Origin of the sequence: Vibrio caribbeanicus ATCC BAA-2122, assembly GCF_000165125.1 — a bacterium.
Lineage (GTDB): Bacteria > Pseudomonadota > Gammaproteobacteria > Enterobacterales > Vibrionaceae > Vibrio > Vibrio caribbeanicus.
Genome location: NZ_AEIU01000099.1, coordinates 104,566 through 122,512, shown reverse-complemented (window position 1 = coordinate 122,512; position 17,947 = coordinate 104,566). Strand labels below are relative to the sequence as shown.

General features: G+C 44.3%; 18 protein-coding genes. 6 read left to right on the top strand and 12 right to left on the bottom strand.

Annotated elements, in window-relative coordinates; genetic code table 11:
• Positions 1-6: 6 nt before the first annotated feature.
• Positions 7-585 (bottom strand): uracil-DNA glycosylase family protein, encoded by a 579-nt coding sequence (locus RH40_RS17460; RefSeq protein WP_009603005.1) that lies wholly within the window; start codon positions 583-585, stop codon positions 7-9.
• A complete protein-coding gene (locus tag RH40_RS17455) occupies positions 585-1,511 on the bottom strand; it encodes a D-2-hydroxyacid dehydrogenase (RefSeq protein WP_009603004.1) in 927 nt (308 codons plus the stop codon). The genes RH40_RS17460 and RH40_RS17455 overlap by 1 nt, the downstream gene beginning before the upstream one ends.
• Before the next feature lie 70 nt (positions 1,512-1,581).
• Here RH40_RS17455 and RH40_RS17450 point away from each other — a divergent pair, with 70 nt between their 5' ends.
• The 3 genes from RH40_RS17450 to RH40_RS17440 all read left to right on the top strand — a co-directional run bounded on the left by RH40_RS17450 (position 1,582) and on the right by RH40_RS17440 (position 3,610).
• Positions 1,582-2,169 carry a YjaG family protein gene (locus tag RH40_RS17450; protein ID WP_009603003.1) on the top strand — a complete coding sequence of 196 codons (588 nt, stop codon included), beginning with the start codon at positions 1,582-1,584 and terminating at the stop codon, positions 2,167-2,169.
• Between the two features lie 381 nt (positions 2,170-2,550).
• The gene (locus RH40_RS17445; protein WP_009603002.1) at positions 2,551-2,823 is read left to right on the top strand and encodes an HU family DNA-binding protein; all 273 of its coding nucleotides are present in this window, start codon (positions 2,551-2,553) and stop codon (positions 2,821-2,823) included.
• A 79-nt stretch (positions 2,824-2,902) separates the two neighbouring features.
• A complete protein-coding gene (locus RH40_RS17440) occupies positions 2,903-3,610 on the top strand; it encodes a DUF1481 domain-containing protein (protein ID WP_009603001.1) in 708 nt (235 codons plus the stop codon).
• A 28-nt stretch (positions 3,611-3,638) separates the two neighbouring features.
• Here the strand turns inward: RH40_RS17440 and purD are convergent, their stop codons facing one another.
• Together purD and purH are read right to left on the bottom strand one after the other, a co-directional pair.
• Positions 3,639-4,922 (bottom strand): phosphoribosylamine--glycine ligase, encoded by a 1,284-nt coding sequence (purD, locus tag RH40_RS17435; RefSeq protein ID WP_009603000.1) that lies wholly within the window; start codon positions 4,920-4,922, stop codon positions 3,639-3,641.
• Positions 4,923-5,028: 106 nt separating this feature from the next.
• A complete protein-coding gene (gene purH / locus RH40_RS17430; RefSeq protein ID WP_009602999.1) occupies positions 5,029-6,621 on the bottom strand; it encodes a bifunctional phosphoribosylaminoimidazolecarboxamide formyltransferase/IMP cyclohydrolase in 1,593 nt (530 codons plus the stop codon).
• A 206-nt stretch (positions 6,622-6,827) separates the two neighbouring features.
• On the opposite strand from purH, the gene zntR reads away from it, so the two are divergent.
• Positions 6,828-7,250 (top strand): Zn(2+)-responsive transcriptional regulator, encoded by a 423-nt coding sequence (gene zntR, locus RH40_RS17425; protein ID WP_009602998.1) that lies wholly within the window; start codon positions 6,828-6,830, stop codon positions 7,248-7,250.
• Between the two features lie 21 nt (positions 7,251-7,271).
• On the opposite strand, the gene RH40_RS17420 is transcribed toward zntR, so the two are convergent.
• Complete coding sequence (locus RH40_RS17420) at positions 7,272-8,249, bottom strand: GGDEF domain-containing protein (RefSeq protein WP_009602997.1); 978 nt, start codon at positions 8,247-8,249, stop codon at positions 7,272-7,274.
• A gap of 285 nt (positions 8,250-8,534) precedes the next feature.
• Here RH40_RS17420 and RH40_RS17415 point away from each other — a divergent pair, with 285 nt between their 5' ends.
• Positions 8,535-9,248 (top strand): S1 family serine peptidase, encoded by a 714-nt coding sequence (locus tag RH40_RS17415; protein WP_009602995.1) that lies wholly within the window; start codon positions 8,535-8,537, stop codon positions 9,246-9,248.
• An 83-nt stretch (positions 9,249-9,331) separates the two neighbouring features.
• Here RH40_RS17415 and fis read toward each other — a convergent pair whose 3' ends face one another.
• From fis to acs, 7 genes are all read right to left on the bottom strand, one after another.
• Positions 9,332-9,628, bottom strand: a complete 297-nt coding sequence (gene fis, locus RH40_RS17410; RefSeq protein WP_009602994.1) for a DNA-binding transcriptional regulator Fis — start codon at positions 9,626-9,628, stop codon at positions 9,332-9,334.
• 23 nt (positions 9,629-9,651) lie between these two features.
• Positions 9,652-10,620 carry a tRNA dihydrouridine synthase DusB gene (gene dusB, locus RH40_RS17405; RefSeq protein ID WP_009602993.1) on the bottom strand — a complete coding sequence of 323 codons (969 nt, stop codon included), beginning with the start codon at positions 10,618-10,620 and terminating at the stop codon, positions 9,652-9,654.
• A gap of 159 nt (positions 10,621-10,779) precedes the next feature.
• The gene (gene prmA / locus RH40_RS17400; RefSeq protein ID WP_009602992.1) at positions 10,780-11,667 is read right to left on the bottom strand and encodes a 50S ribosomal protein L11 methyltransferase; all 888 of its coding nucleotides are present in this window, start codon (positions 11,665-11,667) and stop codon (positions 10,780-10,782) included.
• Positions 11,668-11,802: 135 nt separating this feature from the next.
• Positions 11,803-13,146, bottom strand: coding sequence for an acetyl-CoA carboxylase biotin carboxylase subunit (gene accC, locus RH40_RS17395; RefSeq protein ID WP_009602991.1), 1,344 nt, complete (start codon positions 13,144-13,146; stop codon positions 11,803-11,805).
• A 15-nt stretch (positions 13,147-13,161) separates the two neighbouring features.
• Complete coding sequence (gene accB, locus RH40_RS17390) at positions 13,162-13,632, bottom strand: acetyl-CoA carboxylase biotin carboxyl carrier protein (protein ID WP_009602990.1); 471 nt, start codon at positions 13,630-13,632, stop codon at positions 13,162-13,164.
• A gap of 60 nt (positions 13,633-13,692) precedes the next feature.
• The gene (gene aroQ, locus RH40_RS17385; protein ID WP_009602989.1) at positions 13,693-14,142 is read right to left on the bottom strand and encodes a type II 3-dehydroquinate dehydratase; all 450 of its coding nucleotides are present in this window, start codon (positions 14,140-14,142) and stop codon (positions 13,693-13,695) included.
• A 284-nt stretch (positions 14,143-14,426) separates the two neighbouring features.
• The gene (gene acs, locus RH40_RS17380; RefSeq protein WP_009602988.1) at positions 14,427-16,376 is read right to left on the bottom strand and encodes an acetate--CoA ligase; all 1,950 of its coding nucleotides are present in this window, start codon (positions 16,374-16,376) and stop codon (positions 14,427-14,429) included.
• A 378-nt stretch (positions 16,377-16,754) separates the two neighbouring features.
• On the opposite strand from acs, the gene RH40_RS17375 reads away from it, so the two are divergent.
• Positions 16,755-17,918 carry a 3-phenylpropionate MFS transporter gene (locus RH40_RS17375; protein ID WP_009602987.1) on the top strand — a complete coding sequence of 388 codons (1,164 nt, stop codon included), beginning with the start codon at positions 16,755-16,757 and terminating at the stop codon, positions 17,916-17,918.
• Positions 17,919-17,947: the final 29 nt, after the last annotated feature.

The following is a 17,947-nucleotide window of genomic DNA, read 5'->3' as shown; positions in this document are numbered from 1 at the left end:
GTTTTTTTATTCATCGATTAACGCCTTTCTGAATTGAGCTTGTATGACAGGTAGCACGGTTTCCTCAAACCATGGGTTCTTTCTAAGCCACAAAGTATTTCTTGGTGATGGATGAGGTAAAGGCAAAAAATGTGGTGCCCATTTTTGCCATTGACGCACCGTTTCTGTTAGCGTTTTGGGCTTATCATAAAGATAATAATTTTGTGCATATTGACCAATCAGTAAGGTGAGCTTGATTTGAGGTAAAAGTGGTAATATTTGGTGATGCCAAAGGGGCGCGCATTCTTTTCTTGGTGGGAGGTCGCCGGATTTGCCTTTTCCTGGATAGCATAACCCCATAGGCATAATCGCGACTTGGTGTGGGTTATAAAAGGTGTCTGAGTCGATTTGGAGCCATTGACGAAGTCTTTGACCGCTAGGGTCATTCCATGGAGTCGAGGTTTGGTGAACCTTCAACCCTGGGGCTTGTCCAATGATCAGTATCTTTGCGCTGCTCGCAGCTTGAATAATGGGGTTACAGCCCAAAGGAAGTTCATTTTGGCATACTCGGCATGCGCGTATTTCAGTGAGAAGTTGCTCGAGCACTAATAGCCTCTACTGGGATCGATGAGGTTAATCAGGCTAAATCCATCATACCAACGCTGGTAGTTTTCACAAAATATCTCAACAACCTGCTCTGGAAAGCTAACAGCTGCGATATGTGGTGTTATGGTAATGTCTTTGTGCTGCCAAAATGGGTGGTTTTCTACTAATGGTTCTTGTTCAAAGACGTCTAAGAAAGCGTGACTCACTGATTTTTTATTGATCGCCTCGAGTAATACCTCGTCTTTGATGATATTGCCGCGCCCGACGTTAAACAGCAATACATTCTTGCAAGACTTTAAGATCTCGGAAGTTAATAAATACTCGGTTTCTGGCGTGTTGGGTAGTGTGTTGACCAAGATATCGGCTTGTTTTAATGCTGTCGCCAATTCTTGGATATGGAAAGTATGGCAAAATGGTGAATTCTTTTCGGGGATACCGCTGCGATTGATACCGATAGAAGTGATAGAGAATTGGTTGACCGTTGTTGCTAGGTGGCTTCCGATCGAACCAGTACCAAGTACAACCATTTTTTTTCCACTTAATGTCTGATAAGGGCGTGGCTGCCATGTCTCGTTTTGCTGGCAATCTCGGTACTGAACAAACTGTCTAAAGTACTCAATCAGGTAGCCCAGAACGTATTCAGAGATTTGCTGACCAAAAATACCTCGTACATTGGTAAGCTTCCCTGAAAAATGGTCGAGACGAGGCACTAGAGTGTCTACGCCTGCATAAATCGACTGAATCCATTTCAGATTAGGAAAATCTTCCAAACACGGCGCCGCTAGGGGCGGTGCGGCCAACAAAATGCTTGCCTCTGAGCGGTTTTCTGTGATGCTGAGATCGGACAAGTTTCTCTGTTTTATCAGTTTATGGTATTGAGTGTCGTTCCCTGTGAGTAAATACAGTTTGTGAGTGAAATTGTTCATGGCCTTACTTTTTTCCTCGTGGCTTATCAAGTACACTCTTGCCGTCAATTTCAGCAATCAATGAGTCGTTATGCTACAAAATCCTCTTCAACTTCGTTTAGAGAAGTTAGAACCTTGGCAACAGATCACATTTATGGCGAGTCTATGTGAACGAATGTACCCTAATTATGCCGCATTTTGTCAGGCAACGAAGTTTGCTGAGTCACGAATCTATCGTGATATCTTAGATAGTATTTGGGAGCAAATGACGGTTAAGACGGCAAAGGTGAATTTTGAGCGTCAGTTAGAAAAACTCGAATCTATCATCCCTGTCTCGGAAGATTATGATTTTTACGGTGTGCATCCAGCTATCGACGCATGTGTTGCACTCTCTGACTTGCTGCATGGGCTTCTCGATAGAGATTATTTGTTTGATCACATGTTGAAAGTGAGCCAGCAATCCGTTGTGACGGTCGCGCAACTTGAGGAAGCGCAACACAATGTCAGTATTGATAATGCCAATCAAAAAGAGTTTGACTCGATATGTAGCGAGTGGGATGTTCAGTGGGCAATATTTCGCCCCCTTCGAGAAGCCAAAGAGCGCGATATTGAATTGATAAAAGATCTTCGCAACGAGCTGCGTGAAGATGCTGTGAGCAATATTGGCATTGCTATTTGATGGTGTGCTTGTCGCTTTTCATCGTCAAACAACTTGGTAAGAGTCGACTATTCCGCTGCGTTATTTTCCTTGAACTCAACACTGTGGCATTACTCTGAATCATGCATTCTGAAGTCACTTGGGTATAGTTATTTTATGAAATAGTAGCCAGTTGATTATTTACGCGTCAAATGATTAAAAGATATCTGATTAATTTGCCAGCGTATTTAAAGCATAAATGACATGACATGCTGCTGACAATTCGGCAAATTGTGAGTTAATGCTCAGAATATGGTTAAAAGTAAGGCATTAGAGCCAAAGAAAGCCCACAAACCTTTGCCAGATAGGGCATTTATGATTTAGAGTGAGATTAACTCGATAACATATAAGAAGGGAAACCTAATGAACAAGACCCAATTAATCGACTTTATTGCAGAAAAAGCGGATCTTTCTAAGGCGCAAGCTAAAGCTGCTCTTGAAGCGACACTTGATGGCGTTACTGGCGCATTAAAAGACGGCGACCAGGTGCAACTCATTGGTTTTGGGACATTCAAAGTTAATCACCGTGCAGCTCGTACTGGCCGTAACCCAAAAACTGGTGCTGAAATTCAAATTGCAGCAGCTAATGTACCAGCATTTGTTGCAGGTAAAGCATTAAAAGAATCTGTAAATTAATTTGACGATAATTTAATGGTGTTAAGCCTTTATTAGTTTATATTACGCCAAGGTAGTGATTATCTTGGCGTATTTTTTTATGAAAATGAAAATCTATCTTGCAGTATTTCTGAGCATCGCAGTGTTAACTGGCTGCTCTTCACAGACATCATTGAATGATGCCAATGAACAGCTCACTCATTACTCTGGTGGCCAAGTCATGGGGGGAGTGACCAGTTTTTACTGGTATACAGAGAAACTTTCACTGCCTTACAGTGCTGCGGATTATGTCAATGCTGGTGAGCATGGTTGGTATAAAACAGAGTATCGCTGGGTAGATAAGAAGCTCAGAGAGCTGGTGCGCACTGGAGAGCAACTGAAAGGTGACTCTCGAGTCATTCCATATAGTTTACATGTACGCTTTAACAAAGACGGAGAGGCTATCTATCAACAGTACAGGTTAGATCATAAAGTCTTACCCTTGAAAGCAGATAAATTGTTGTTGCTCACTCAGGAAGCGGCCAATATTGCCAAGAATACTAAATCTCAGCATCGTTCAGGAATGAGGCTTATTCAGGGTTATTGGGATGGAGAAAAATTCGAGACATGTGCTGGTGAAAGCTTCCATCATGTTGAGTTTAAGACCACACTACCGAGTTTTGTTGTACACAGGTTGTCTACCATAGATAGCTATGCGGCTTTTATTGGACGTGTTAAAGCCAAAGAAGTGTCCGTTGAAGAATTGCTTATGCTGGATGAGGACAGCCATCAGTGTGTCACTCGGCCCCATCTTATCGATGATAAGTAAAAAGCGCTCTAAGAGCGCTTTTTAGTTGTTATTTTTCACGTTGTATAGCACGGTAACCAATGTCACCGCGATAAAACATACCATCCCAGCTAATTTCCTTTATCAACTCGTAGGCACGCTGCTGGGCTTCTAATACGGTGTTTCCGAGTGCGGTCGCACAAAGCACTCTTCCGCCATTTGTCAGCACTTGTTGGTTAGAGTCAGAACGGGTTCCCGCATGAAAAACTTTGGCCCACACATCCTGGCTCTCTGGAAGATGAATTACCGCGCCTTTTTGATATTGACCAGGGTATCCCCCCGCGGCTAACACAACACCAACCGCCGCCTCATTACTCCATTTAGATTCGGCTTGGTCAAGTTTCTGATCGACGGCCATTAAACATAGCTCAACTAGATCAGATTCCATACGCATCATAATCGGTTGCGTCTCAGGATCGCCAAAACGGCAATTATATTCTATGACTTTGGGCTGCCCACTTGCATCAATCATAAGCCCAGCATAAAGAAAACCAGTATATGGGTAACCCTCTGCGTCCATACCGCGCACTGTTGGATAAATGACTTCTTCTAGGATTTTTTGGTGTATTTCAGGTGTGACGACAGGGGCCGGAGAGTAAGCGCCCATTCCTCCGGTGTTAGGTCCTGTATCATTATCTCCAACACGTTTATGATCTTGACTGGTTGCCATCGGTAGAACGCTCTGACCATCCACCATAACGATGAAGCTGGCTTCCTCACCTTCTAGGAATTCTTCAATAACGACGCGATGTCCTGCTTCGCCAAATGCGTTTCCTGCCAGCATATCTTTGATCGCTGTTTCGGCTTCATCAAGCGTCATTGCAACAATAACGCCTTTGCCTGCAGCCAGACCATCAGCCTTAACAACAATTGGGGCGCCGTGTTTGCGTACGTAGTCTATGGCAGGTTCTATCTCAGTAAAATTTTCATAGCTTGCCGTAGGGATATTGTGCCGCGCTAAAAAGTCTTTGGTAAATGCCTTTGACCCTTCAAGCTGCGCTGCTGCTTGAGTGGGGCCAAAGATAGCAAGCCCAGCTTCACGAAATGCATCAACAACACCTAAAACAAGAGGAGCCTCTGGACCAACTATGGTGAGAGCAACTTGCTTTTCTTGCGCAAAGTTAACCAGGTCGGAGATGTTTTCAACATCAATATTAACATTCTCAAGCTTACTTTCTAGCGCTGTACCAGCGTTTCCAGGGGCAATAAAGACGGTTTCAACGTTTGGGTTTTGTGCTGCTTTCCAACCGAGAGCATGTTCTCTACCGCCTGAGCCTATAATTAAAACTCGCATTCTCAAATTCCTTAAATAGAAAATCTCTAATGGTTTATTGAGTAGGGTGATGACGCCTTCTTCGAGAAAGTCTAAAGGGCGTCATAGCCTCAAGTATTCTTTGTGACTAATGGCGGAAATGGCGCATACCAGTAAAGATCATTGCCATTCCATGTTCATTGGCGGCAGCGATAACTTCATCATCACGCATTGAACCACCGGGTTGTATCACACAACGGATACCAGCATCAGCAGCGGCATCTATACCATCACGAAATGGGAAGAAGGCATCTGATGCCATCACGCAACCTTCAACCTCTAGACCCTCATCTGCTGCTTTAATACCTGCGATTTTTGCAGAATAAACGCGGCTCATTTGACCGGCACCAACCCCTATCGTCATATCGCCTTTTGCATACACAATCGCATTAGATTTAACGTACTTGGCGACTTTCCAGCAGAACAGTGCATCTTTCAGCTCAGCGTCAGTTGGTCGGCGCTCGGAGACGACTTGTAAATCGCTTAACTCCACCATGCCTTGGTCTCGGTCTTGAACAAGTAGTCCACCATTTACCCGTTTGAGGTCAAAGCCTGTCGTTTTCGTTGACCATTGACCACACTCCAATAAACGAACATTTTTCTTGGCTGAGACAATGTTGATCGCATCACTCGAGACTGAAGGAGCGATAATGACTTCGACGAATTGTTTTTCAATGATAGCTTGGGCTGTCTCAGCATCCAGCTCACGGTTAAAGGCAATAATGCCACCGAATGCAGAGGTCGGATCGGTCTTATAAGCGCGCTGGTAAGCCTCTAGAATACTCTCTCCGAGTGCAACTCCACACGGGTTGGCATGTTTAACAATAACACAAGCAGGCTCACTGAATTCTTTAACACATTCAAGAGCGGCATCCGTGTCTGCAATGTTGTTGAAAGACAGTGCTTTGCCTTGAATTTGCTGTGCTGTGGCAACTGACGCTTCTTGTGGCGAGGCTTCAACGTAGAAAGCCGCTTGTTGATGACTGTTTTCTCCGTAGCGCATATCTTGCTTTTTGATCAGTTGCTGGTTAAAGGTACGAGGAAAGAGCGAGTTATCATCTCCCTCTGAATTTTCACCATATGTCGGGACCATAGTGCCAAAGTAGTTGGCGATCATTCCATCATAGGCTGCGGTGTGTTCAAAAGCGGCGATAGCAAGATCAAAGCGAGTCTCTTGAGTTAGAGAGTTCTGCTTTGTATCCATCTCAGCGATAACTCTTTGGTAGTTAGCAGCGTTAACAACGATGGCAACGTCCTTGTGGTTTTTGGCTGCACTTCGAACCATGGTTGGTCCGCCGATATCAATATTTTCAATCGCATCGGCGAGAGTACAATCTTTCTTTGCTACAGTGTCAGCAAAAGGATAAAGGTTGACTACAACCATATCGATGGGCTGAATACCATGCTGAATCATGACTTGGTCATCTTGACCGCGTCGGCCAAGAATTCCACCATGTACTTTTGGGTGTAGTGTTTTTACTCGGCCGTCCATCATTTCAGGAAAGCCGGTGTAATCAGAAACTTCAGTGACCCTAATACCTTGCTCAATGAGCAAGCGAGCGGTTCCCCCAGTAGATAGAATATCGACACCACGTTCAGCGAGTGCAAAGGCAAATTCAACAATGCCTGTTTTATCAGATACGCTCAGAAGTGCGCGGCGTATGGGACGTGTGGTATTCATGCTTCTATTTCCTTAAAATCACGGAGTACAAAGATATTAACCATTGTGAACATCTCGACACGCGGCGTTTACAATGGTTAAGACCTTTTATTGAATGGTGCGTATTCTAACCAATCTATTCGGAAAAAGCTCGCGCAATCGTTTGGCATTGTGTTTTTTTTGCAAAAAAACCAGTTTTTGATAAAAGTAATCATGGAGGAAATATTATGTTTCAAATTGGTGAACTCGCTAAGCGCTGTCAAGTAACCACAGACACCTTGCGTTTTTATGAAAAAAATCATTTGCTAAAACCAGCAGGTCGAAGTGAATCTGGGTATCGGCTTTATAATGATGACAACCAGCATCAAGTCAGCTTTATCCTACGCGCGAAAGGCTTAGGTCTGAGTCTTGAAGAGATAAAAGAATTACTCGAGATCAAGCTTGAGGCAACAGAACATAGTTGTGCGGAGGTTAAAGCCATTACGAGTGCTAAGCTGAATGTCATTGACAACAAGATTGATGAATTGAAGAAAATTCGAGTAGCGTTAAAAAAGATCAATGATGCTTGTTGTGGAGAAGTGGACGATGATGCGAGTCACTGTTCGATATTAGGTGCGCTTGCTGACGAGCCTTTAGATTCGTGTTGCTAACCAAGTTTGAGAATTGATCGGCTAGCCAGCTCGGCGAATATTGGCACCATTTAATGGGGCGGTGCTGAGGTGAGGGAGGTTATCATGATGTACCGTCACTTGGTTACGGCCTGTTTGTTTAGAGTAGTACATTGCTTTATCGGCATTAACCATTAACTCTCTAACTGACGTAACATGCTCCGTTAATTCAGCAATACCTATACTTACAGTAGGGACAATGATATGACCATCGATATGGCAGGAACTCGACGCTACCGCTTCGCGTATTCGCTCTGCAACGTCATAGGCTTGGATCGCGTTAGTTCTATTAAGCATGATGCCGAACTCTTCACCACCCAATCGGCCGATATAGTCATTGCTGCGGATATTATCTTTACATATCCTCGCTACTTGAGTAATGACTTCATCTCCGGATAGGTGACCAACTCGGTCGTTGATTTCTTTAAAATGATCAATATCTATCATTAAACAGGACACTACAGTAGTGGTCGAATCATTGAAAGCATGCTCAAGGTGCCGAGTGAAAGCACGGCGATTAAGAACTTGGGTCAGCTCATCGGTGTCTGCAAGGCGACGCAGCTCTTTCTCGTCCATATAGGTTTGCGTGATCTCTCGTTCATGCAAAAGTGCATAAGACGTCTCTTCACAAGTATCTATTGGTTTGATGATAACTTCAAACCACCTTTCATCTATGCCATTCCATGCTTCGATCTCTGATATCGAAAGATCGAGCTGTTCGCACAGTAGCACTGAGTAGCGTATTGTGATGGGTTGTTGTGAGCGCAATACATCTGATAGCGCGCTTTTTAGTTCGTGACTTACATGCGCAGGGTAGAGTACATCAAAATCAGTCAAGGTTTCGGCAGCACTACCATATTGCTCAACAATCGTCATGTCTTCATTGATCAAGAAGATGCGATCAGCCATTGCTTGCAACATGAGTTCTAAACGATGGCTTTTGTCGACATTTTTTTTATGGATAGATTTATTTTTAAGCATAACTGCTCATTATATCGACAAAATGCAACATGACAAGGTTAAAAGTGCGGTAAATGTCGATATTTTCATTAATTAAATTTAATCTTTGAGATAAATACAACATTTTTAACTTGCTCTCAATTATTGGTTGTACCACTTTAAAAGTCAGTGACACGCATACCATAGTCACTCATCGTTAAGCAATGCGGCTAGATTTCATACGAGCTCCCCCCTAGTCTTAAGGCTGAACTCATTTTCTCATCGGAGTTTCCATCGTAATTTTTACTTGTCGGTAGGGGTGTAAGTATGGCTTGCTTTAAATGGATATATTCTGCTGTTTTTCTTTTGTTAGTGGTAACGTTAGTATCGGGCTGTGCTAATGGTCGATTGACTGCGGTGACTGAGCATCCTGCTCTCGATTATGAAATGACGGGCATCCCAATTCTATTTTTTGGTTTTGGCACTAGCACGCCAATTACTCCCAATTTAAGCTTGACCGCAGCACACGTTGCGAAGACTAATTATGACAAGGTGATCGCATATCATCCAGAGTGTGATTTGGCATTGGTAGAATCAGACAACTCAGTTCAGAGTTTTTCGTCATTGGGGCTGGTTTATCCGAATGATAAAGTTCAAACGTTCGGGATGAATTTTACCGGACAGGTATTACGTGGTGACGGTGCTTATCATAGAGATCTAATGCTTATTGAGTCTAAATACTTTAAAGCTTGTCCAGCGAGTATTACCGATGCCCCTGTCCAAGATGGTATGAGCGGGGGCGGGGTATACAATGAGGCCAATGAACTGGTGGGTATCATCGCTGCTGTCGCCAGAAAGGGTGATATACGTTTACTAAATGGAGAGCAATTACCGATCGAGAGAGTCAGTATTTTCGTTGCGTTGAATTTTGTTCGAGATTGGTTAGATGCACAGGTGCAGTCTTATTACGGTGCGCAAGTTTACCGATTAACATGGCATGACAGTAAAGCCCAAGGTCAAATACTTGCAGATAATCACTGATGAAAGAAGTAATGAATGGAAAAAGGACTCACCAGAGAGGAGGAGTCCTTTTTCATATCAGTATGTATGATCTATACCAAGTATTAGTTCATACCGTACTTTTTAAGTTTTTTGCGAAGAGTACCGCGATTGATACCCATCATGGTTGCAGCACGAGTTTGGTTACCACGAGTATGCTGCATGATGGTATCTAATAGTGGTTGTTCAACTTCAGCTAGAACTAACTCATAAAGTTCTGTGACTTCTTGGCCATTCAATTGGGTCAAGTAGTTTTTAAGAGATGCCTTAACAGAGTCACGTAATGGCTTTTGAGTAATCTGGTCTTGCGATGTTACTGTTGTTACTGTTAATGCTTCTGAAGTCAGATTTTGTTCGAACATATTCGGTCTAGCTCTTCTCTTAATTATGATGCAACGTTATCAAAATAACCTTCTAGTGCTTCAAGTTGTAGCTCTGCTACATCAATCGCATTGAAGGTACGGCGAAACTCACAGGCTTGCTCATGCTCCTTGAGGTACCAACCAACGTGCTTGCGCGCGATGCGTGGCCCCAAGTACTCCCCATAGAACTCATGCAGAGCGATAACATGACCAAGTAAAATGCTTTTGACTTCCTGGTAGGGAAGCGGTGGCATTGTGGTACCGTTTTCCAAAAAGTGTTGGATTTCCTGAAAAATCCACGGACGTCCTTGGGCAGGGCGTCCAATCATTAAAGCGTCTGCACCAGTATAATCCAGTACATGCTTTGCTCTCTCAGGGCTATCGATATCACCGTTAGCGATAACCGGAATAGAGATAGCTTGCTTAACAGCCTTGATGCTGTCGTATTCGGCCAGACCTTTATACATGCAAGCCTTCGTTCTACCGTGTAGAGCAAAAGCTTGTATGCCACAGTCTTCGGCGAGTTTAGCAATATGGACACAGTTTTTATTTTCAGTGTCCCAGCCAGTCCGGGTTTTCAATGTTACGGGAACATCAACCGCACTAACTACTGCACGCAGGATATCTTCGATGATATCCGGATAGCGTAGTAGTGCAGAGCCAGCCAGCTTTTTATTGACTTTCTTTGCAGGGCAACCCATGTTGATATCGATAATTTGAGCACCGTTTTCAACACTGAATTGCGCTGCATCAGCCATCAGTTGTGGATCAGAGCCTGCAATTTGTACAGAGCGAATGCCCGACTCGCCCTCGTGTACCATGCGTTGCTTTGACTTTGACGTTTTCCATAGTTTAGGGTTTGAGGACATCATTTCACTGACGGCCATCCCTGCACCATAACGGAGACACAACTCACGAAAGGGTCTATCAGTTACTCCAGCCATAGGAGCAACAATAAGGTTATTCTTAAGTTGATGATTTCCGATTTTCAAAACGTCTTCACAGCTGTAGATTATATCCATTGCCCTTAACTAGGGGCGGGCGCGCATTTTACGCATTTTTTGTCGCTGTGAAAAGACTAATATTTGAGCATTTACAAATTGTTTTTGCAAAATGAATAAAAATCAGCCGATTAGGCGAGAAAGTTGCTTCTAGCTTTGCTTACAACCAGCGATTAAACACCATTCATTCAGCTCTTTTGTTGGATCGAGTTTAAAATCTTGATGATAATAGCTGGCGACATCTTCCGCTTGAGTATCTAACACGCCAGACATTGCTAGATGACCTTCTGGTTTCACCAGTGACTTGATGATAGGTGATAACTCACGTAGTGGACCCGCGAGTATATTGGCTACCACCACATCAGCAAGTAAATTCTCTGGCTGATCTTTAGGTAAATAAACTTCCAGCTTATCAGCGACGCCATTTCTTTGTGCATTATCTTGAGAGGCAAGCAATGCTTGAGGGTCTATGTCGATACCGATAACCTGTTTAGCACCGAGTTTAATCGCGGCAATGGCTAATATTCCTGAGCCACAACCAAAATCGATCACTGTTTTACCCGATAAGTCCAATCCTTCAAGCCATTCAAGACATAAAGCAGTAGTAGGGTGGGTACCTGTACCAAACGCCAGCCCGGGATCTAGCATGACATTGACCGCGTCAGGCTCTGGTATATCTCGCCAGCTTGGACAAATCCATAACCTTTCACCGAACTTCATTGGGTGGAAGTTATCCATCCACTCACGTTCCCAATCTTTGTCCTCAAGCTGTTCAACTTTATAAGCAAAATCTTGCTCAAGCATGTTGCTGGATTTTATTTGCTGAATGATGAAATTCGTATCCGCTTGTGCATCGAATAGCGCTAAAATATCGGTGTCTCCCCATAAGCGAGTTTCGCCAGGCAGCGGTTCAAAGACCGGAGTATCATGGGCATCCAGAAAGGTAATGGATAGCGCACCAGCCTCCTCCATTAACATGTCACCGATTTGTTCTGCATTTTCGCTAGTTGCGTTGAGTTTTATTTGAATCCAAGGCATGAGATTGCACTCTTATCGAGAAAGGGTTGAAAGCAATTGGCGCCGAGTCTAGCAGATTTTTATAGAGCCTGTACAATTCTCAGCGTGTAATAAAAAATGCCCACAGATGTGAGCATTTCTATCATTTATTGCTCGTTATTGAAGACCAAGCTTTTTCTCAAGGTAATGAATGTTCGCTCCGCCATGCTGGAAGTTCTCGTCATTCATTATGCTCTCTTGCAGAGGTACATTGGTCTTAATGCCTTCAACGATCATTTCTCCCAATGCATTTTTCATTCTAGCAATGGCAACATCACGATTCTCACCGTAGGTAATGAGCTTACCTATCATTGAGTCATAATGAGGAGGAACAGAGTACCCAGTGTAAATGTGGGATTCCCAACGAACTCCCAAACCACCTGGTGGGTGGAAACGCTCTATTTTTCCAGGTGAAGGTAAAAAGCGCTCTGGATCTTCGGCATTAATACGGCATTCGACGGCATGGCCTCGAATTTTAATGTCATCTTGCGTAAAGGAAAGTGGTTGTCCGGCTGCGACTCTGAGCTGTTCTTTTATCAAATCGACGCCTGTCACCATTTCAGTCACAGGGTGTTCAACCTGAATACGAGTATTCATTTCAATAAAGTAGAACTCACCGTTTTCATACAGGAATTCAAATGTACCTGCTCCGCGGTAACCGATCTCGATACACGCACGAGTACAACGTTCGCCAATGTATTTACGCATTTCTTCAGTGATGCCCGGAGCTGGCGCTTCTTCGACAACTTTTTGATGGCGACGTTGCATAGAGCAATCGCGCTCGCCAAGGTGGATTGCGTTACCTTGTCCGTCGGCAATGACCTGAACTTCCACATGACGAGGGTTCTCAAGGAATTTTTCCATGTAAACCATGTCATTGTTGAACGCTGCTTTTGCTTCAGCACGTGTCATGGCAATAGCTTCAACCAATTCTGATTCTGAGCGAACAACACGCATACCGCGACCACCGCCGCCACCTGAGGCCTTGATGATAACCGGATAGCCAATGCGTTTAGCGTGTGCTTTGTTGGCTTGGTCATCATCATTGAGCGGGCCATCTGAACCCGGTACACAAGGTACGCCAGCTTTTTTCATTGAGTTAATTGCAGAGACTTTATCGCCCATGATGCGAATGGTCTCTGCTTTTGGCCCAACAAAGATAAAGCCGCTACGCTCGACTTGTTCTGCAAAGTCGGCATTTTCTGATAGAAAGCCGTAACCGGGGTGAATGGCCACTGCACCTGTTACTTCGGCAGCAGAGATAATACGAGGAATGTTCAAGTAACTATCGATACCGCGCGCAGGACCGATACAGATTGACTCGTCAGCGAGAAGTACATGCTTGAGGTCACGGTCTGCAGTAGAGTGTACTGCGACGGTTTTGATCCCAAGCTCTTTACATGCGCGCAAAATCCGAAGTGCAATTTCACCTCGGTTAGCAATGACTAATTTATCTAACATAAGACGAAGCCTCGACTATTCGATAACAACAAGTGGCTGATCGAATTCAACGGGTTGACCGTCTTCAACCAGAATCGCGGTGACAACACCAGATTTGTCTGCTTCGATTTGGTTCATCATTTTCATCGCTTCAACAATACATAAAGTATCACCAGCGCTTACTGTCTGGCCAACTTCAACGAAGGATTTCGCTTCTGGGCTTGGTGAACGATAGAAAGTTCCCACCATTGGAGAAAGAACGTGATGACCTGAAGGTGCAGTAGGTGCAGTAGGTGCAGCAGGTGCTGCTGCAGGTGCTTCTGCTGCCGCTGCAACTGGAGCTGCTGTAGGTGCAGGCATAGGTGCTGCTGCGTATTGGATTGGGGCAGGTGCTGCAGTGCCATTGCGGCTGATACGTACAGACTCTTCACCTTCGGCAATTTCTAGCTCAGCAATGCCAGACTCTTCAACTAATTCGATAAGCTTTTTGATTTTGCGGATATCCATGTTTTCGTTCTCTTTTATCTTGTGAATAAGACAGCTTATTTAAAGCTGCAGAGTGTATTTTTACTTTGACGTCAACTTTTTCAGCGCCGCTGCCAAAGCGAATTCGTAACCTTGAGCTCCGAGACCACAAATAACGCCTTCCGCTTTATCCGATAAATAAGAGTGGTGGCGAAACGGTTCCCGAGCATGCACATTTGATAAATGCACTTCGATAAATGGGATAGCAACACCGAGTAGAGCATCTCTCAATGCAATGCTGGTGTGTGTGAAGGCAGCAGGGTTTATAATGATAAAATCTATCTTGCCGTGAGCTGCATGAACTGCGTCGATAAGTTCATATTCACGATTGGATTGAAGGTGTTCGAGTTCGACACCTGCATCGTGAGCTTGCTCAGTCAATGAATCGACTATCTGTGTAAGAGTCTGTGAGCCGTAATGAGTAGGCTCGCGTAATCCTAACAAGTTCAAATTTGGACCATTTAAAACAAGAATGCGTAATTTTGCTGTCATTATGCTGCTATCTTCCTACTTCATGGGGTTAAATAGTATATTCCCATATTTTCTCCAATTCGGCATAGTTATTTCATTAAATTTTTACCGAATCTTTAAAATAGTCACAGATTATAGCTAATTCAACGCAATTAGCAGCAATTTACTGGTCTAATCACTATGTTTAAAGTTAGTGTTTTGTTATCAAGACGCAAGATTTGTTAGGAAGGGCTTAGAGTCGAGGCGATTTTGTGCAGGGTGAAACGTAAATAAGCCGTTACTGAGCAACGGCTTATTATAACTTTTTATATTAATTCGGATTTTTCAGCAATAAGTTTGTCAACTACGCTCGGATCCGCCAAAGTTGAAGTATCACCAAGGTTACTGGTGTCGCCAGTGGCAATTTTACGCAGAATACGGCGCATTATTTTACCTGAACGTGTTTTGGGCAAGGAGTCCGTCCAGTGCAACGTATCAGGAATCGCAATTGGGCCGATTTCTTTACGCACCCAGTCTTTGACCTCCTTATGCAGCTCTGCAGAAGGGAATTCTCCGTCATTAAGTGTAATGTAGGCATAAATTGCTTGTCCCTTTATATCATGGGGTACACCTACAATTGCGGCTTCTGCGATTTTATTGTGGGCAACGAGTGCGGATTCGACTTCTGCGGTTCCCATTCGATGACCCGAGACGTTTAATACGTCATCCACTCTGCCTGTGATCCAGTAGTAACCATCTTCATCTCTTCTCGCACCATCGCTGGTAAAATACATACCTTTAAAAGTTGAGAAGTAAGTTTGTTCAAACCTTTCATGGTCACCATAGACAGTGCGCATTTGGCCTGGCCAGGAGTCGAGTATGACCAAATTACCATCTGCTGCACCCTCAATAATGTTACCGCTATTGTCCACTAGAGCGGGTTGTACGCCAAAGAAGGGCCGCGTCGCGGAACCAGGTTTGAGCGCAGTGGCACCCGGTAAAGGTGAAATTAGAATGCCCCCAGTTTCTGTTTGCCACCAAGTATCGACAATGGGTGAACTTTCATTGCCAATCGTTTTGTAGTACCACTCCCATGCTTCTGGGTTAATGGGCTCTCCCACCGATCCCATAATTCTTAGACTAGAGCGTTGAGTACCTTTGATGGCCTCATCGCCTTTTGCCATCAATGCTCTGATCGCTGTAGGTGCAGTATAAAGTATATTGACTTGGTGCTTATCAACCACTTCGCTCATCCGGCTGGTGTTGGGGTAGTTGGGCACACCTTCAAAGAGGATCGTTTTAGCACCATTGGCGAGAGGCCCATAGATAAGGTAAGTGTGGCCAGTAATCCAGCCAACATCTGCGGTGCACCAGAATGTCTCACCAGGTTGGTAATCAAAGACATACTTAAAGGTCATCGCCGCGTAAACTAAATATCCACCAGTAGTGTGTAGAACGCCCTTGGGTTTGCCTGTTGAACCCGAGGTGTACAGAATGAACAGTGGATCTTCTGCACTCATTTCTTCTGGCTCACAGTCCGATGAGGCATCTGCTGTTACCTCATGCCACCAAACATCACGTTCTTGATGCCAATTAATCTCAGCTCCAGTGCGCTTCATAACAATGACAGTATTGACACCATTAACATCTGGGTGATTAATAGCCTGATCAACGTTGCTTTTTAGTGGCACTGAGCGTCCACCCCGAATGCCTTCATCAGCAGTGATAATCGCCTTGGCATCAGAATCTATAATCCGACCAGCCAATGCTTCTGGAGAAAAGCCCCCAAAAACAACCGTATGTACTGCTCCGATTCGAGTACAGGCAAGCATAGCAACAGCGGCTTCGACGACCATAGGCATGTAAAGACATACGACATCACCCTTCCTAATACCCTGGTTTTTCAATGCATTGGCAAATAGACATACTTCTTTGTGTAATTGATTGAACGTGAGAAATTTATCTTCTTTAGGGTCGTCCCCTTCCCAAATGATGGCGGTTTCGTTACCACGTTCAGGTAAATGGCGGTCGAGGCAGTTGGCTGAGACATTGAGTGTACCATCTTCGAACCAGCGGATATCGACATGACCAGTATCAAAAGATGTATTTTTCACCTTGGAATAGGGCTTGATCCAGTCAATGATCTTACCATGCTCTGCCCAGAAGGCTTCTGGGTTTGCAACCGAATCTTGGTACATAGACTGGTAGGTCTCGTCGTTTGCATGGGCATTATGCTCAATGTGCTTTTTGACGGGGTAAATATGGGCTTCACTCATTATCTCTCTCCTTGCGCTCGATGACTCAGACATTAAGTGCTTGTTTAGCACGCCTAATGGGCCTGATCATTACTCCTTGTGTTCACCACTGTTAAACACGGGCGTTCTTTCGGCAATTAGACTTTAGGATGATAAATAAGATTTTGCTTACAAATTAATAATCTATGTGTAAAACTGAGATCTCTAACCGGATAATATTCCGTTTTGAATCACAGCTTTGCTTGAACTCGACACTGTGACAAGATTCGAACCCTATATCTTGAAGTCACCTGGATATATGACAATAAGGAAACTTATTTATGTCATTTATTCCCTTTTTATTCCTGTTGAGGCAAACGATAATATCGGCGCTTTCCCAATCTGTATCTCGAGGTAATCATGCTCACACCAACCCCCTTCGGCTGGGTTTCTCAATATTTCTTCGGCTTTTTCTTTGTTTATGGTGTTTATTTGCCATTTTGGTCGATGTGGTTCTCTGGCCAAGGTGTATCGGCCTCGGATATTGGGTTGTTAATTGGTATTGGTTTTGCCACGCGTTGTATTGCTAACTTGGTGTTGACACCGTTAGTCCACAGAATTCAACACGTCATTCCTGCTTTGAGGTGGCTGAGTTTAGCGGGTATTATTTTTATTATCATACATCTCGTTACTGGTGGAAGTTTTTGGTTACTGGCAGCGGTGACGGTACTGGTCAATCTCTGCTTTGGGCCTATTGTCCCACTCTCTGATGCGCTTGCGAATTATTATGCCAGCATAAAAAAACTTGATTATGGTTTCTCTCGTCTTTGGGGTTCCATTGCTTTTATTGCCGGTTCTACGATTGCGGGCTTTTTGAGTGCACATTACGGACTAGGCATGATTGTCTGGACGGCGCTAGTGGGAATGGCTGTGACCTTGATATTTTCGTTGCGCAATATTGAGCCTATGCCAGCAATTTCACCAGAAAAAGAGCAGCATCGTCCAAGTTTGGTTGCTTTATTGTCTGTCCCATCCGTTGTGCGTTTTTTAGCACTCACGGCTCTTATCCAAGGAAGCCACGCCGCTTATTTCGGCTTTAGCTCGATTCATTGGAAAGAAGCCGGATACACAGAGGACGTCATTGGCTACTTATGGAGCTTGGGTGTGGTTGCTGAGGTCGTCGTGTTTGCTCTGAGTAGGCGTCTTTTCTCTGGTTGGTCATTACGTGCACTTTTCATGCTCGCATCACTGGGAGCTATCGTCCGCTGGGGACTGACAGCATCAACAACGGATTTGAGTGCTTTGGTTGTTATCCAATTACTACATGGCGTGACTTTTGCGGTTGCTCATATTGCTGCCATTCAGTACATCCAACATGCGGGGCAACACCAAATGGTGGCCCTGCAAGCCTTGTATAATGCTATTCCTATGGGCGCTGTCATCGCTGTCATGACTGCAGTCAGTGGCTGGGGATATGAATCTTGGGGAGCGAGTGTTTTTTGGTTGATGGCTGTGATGGGGGTTCTGTCACTTTTTGTTAAGGTGCGACCCATCATGTCGTCAGTAAAGGAGGTTTCGTCGTGAATTTCTGAGAGAAAGTTTGGGATTTTACG

Bases quoted from the DNA above. Each gene is read 5' to 3' on its own strand.
- accC (WP_009602991.1), bottom strand. From the start codon at position 13,146: ATGTTAGATAAATTAGTCATTGCTAACCGAGGTGAAATTGCACTTCGG.
- RH40_RS17455 (WP_009603004.1), bottom strand. From the start codon at position 1,511: ATGAACAATTTCACTCACAAACTGTATTTACTCACAGGGAACGACACT.
- purD (WP_009603000.1), bottom strand. From the start codon at position 4,922: ATGCGAGTTTTAATTATAGGCTCAGGCGGTAGAGAACATGCTCTCGGT.
- RH40_RS17415 (WP_009602995.1), top strand. From the start codon at position 8,535: ATGGCTTGCTTTAAATGGATATATTCTGCTGTTTTTCTTTTGTTAGTG.
- RH40_RS17450 (WP_009603003.1), top strand. From the start codon at position 1,582: ATGCTACAAAATCCTCTTCAACTTCGTTTAGAGAAGTTAGAACCTTGG.
- accB (WP_009602990.1), bottom strand. From the start codon at position 13,632: ATGGATATCCGCAAAATCAAAAAGCTTATCGAATTAGTTGAAGAGTCT.
- fis (WP_009602994.1), bottom strand. From the start codon at position 9,628: ATGTTCGAACAAAATCTGACTTCAGAAGCATTAACAGTAACAACAGTA.
- zntR (WP_009602998.1), top strand. From the start codon at position 6,828: ATGTTTCAAATTGGTGAACTCGCTAAGCGCTGTCAAGTAACCACAGAC.
- acs (WP_009602988.1), bottom strand. From the start codon at position 16,376: ATGAGTGAAGCCCATATTTACCCCGTCAAAAAGCACATTGAGCATAAT.
- RH40_RS17440 (WP_009603001.1), top strand. From the start codon at position 2,903: ATGAAAATGAAAATCTATCTTGCAGTATTTCTGAGCATCGCAGTGTTA.
- purH (WP_009602999.1), bottom strand. From the start codon at position 6,621: ATGAATACCACACGTCCCATACGCCGCGCACTTCTGAGCGTATCTGAT.
- aroQ (WP_009602989.1), bottom strand. From the start codon at position 14,142: ATGACAGCAAAATTACGCATTCTTGTTTTAAATGGTCCAAATTTGAAC.
- RH40_RS17375 (WP_009602987.1), top strand. From the start codon at position 16,755: ATGCTCACACCAACCCCCTTCGGCTGGGTTTCTCAATATTTCTTCGGC.
- RH40_RS17445 (WP_009603002.1), top strand. From the start codon at position 2,551: ATGAACAAGACCCAATTAATCGACTTTATTGCAGAAAAAGCGGATCTT.
- RH40_RS17420 (WP_009602997.1), bottom strand. From the start codon at position 8,249: ATGCTTAAAAATAAATCTATCCATAAAAAAAATGTCGACAAAAGCCAT.
- prmA (WP_009602992.1), bottom strand. From the start codon at position 11,667: ATGCCTTGGATTCAAATAAAACTCAACGCAACTAGCGAAAATGCAGAA.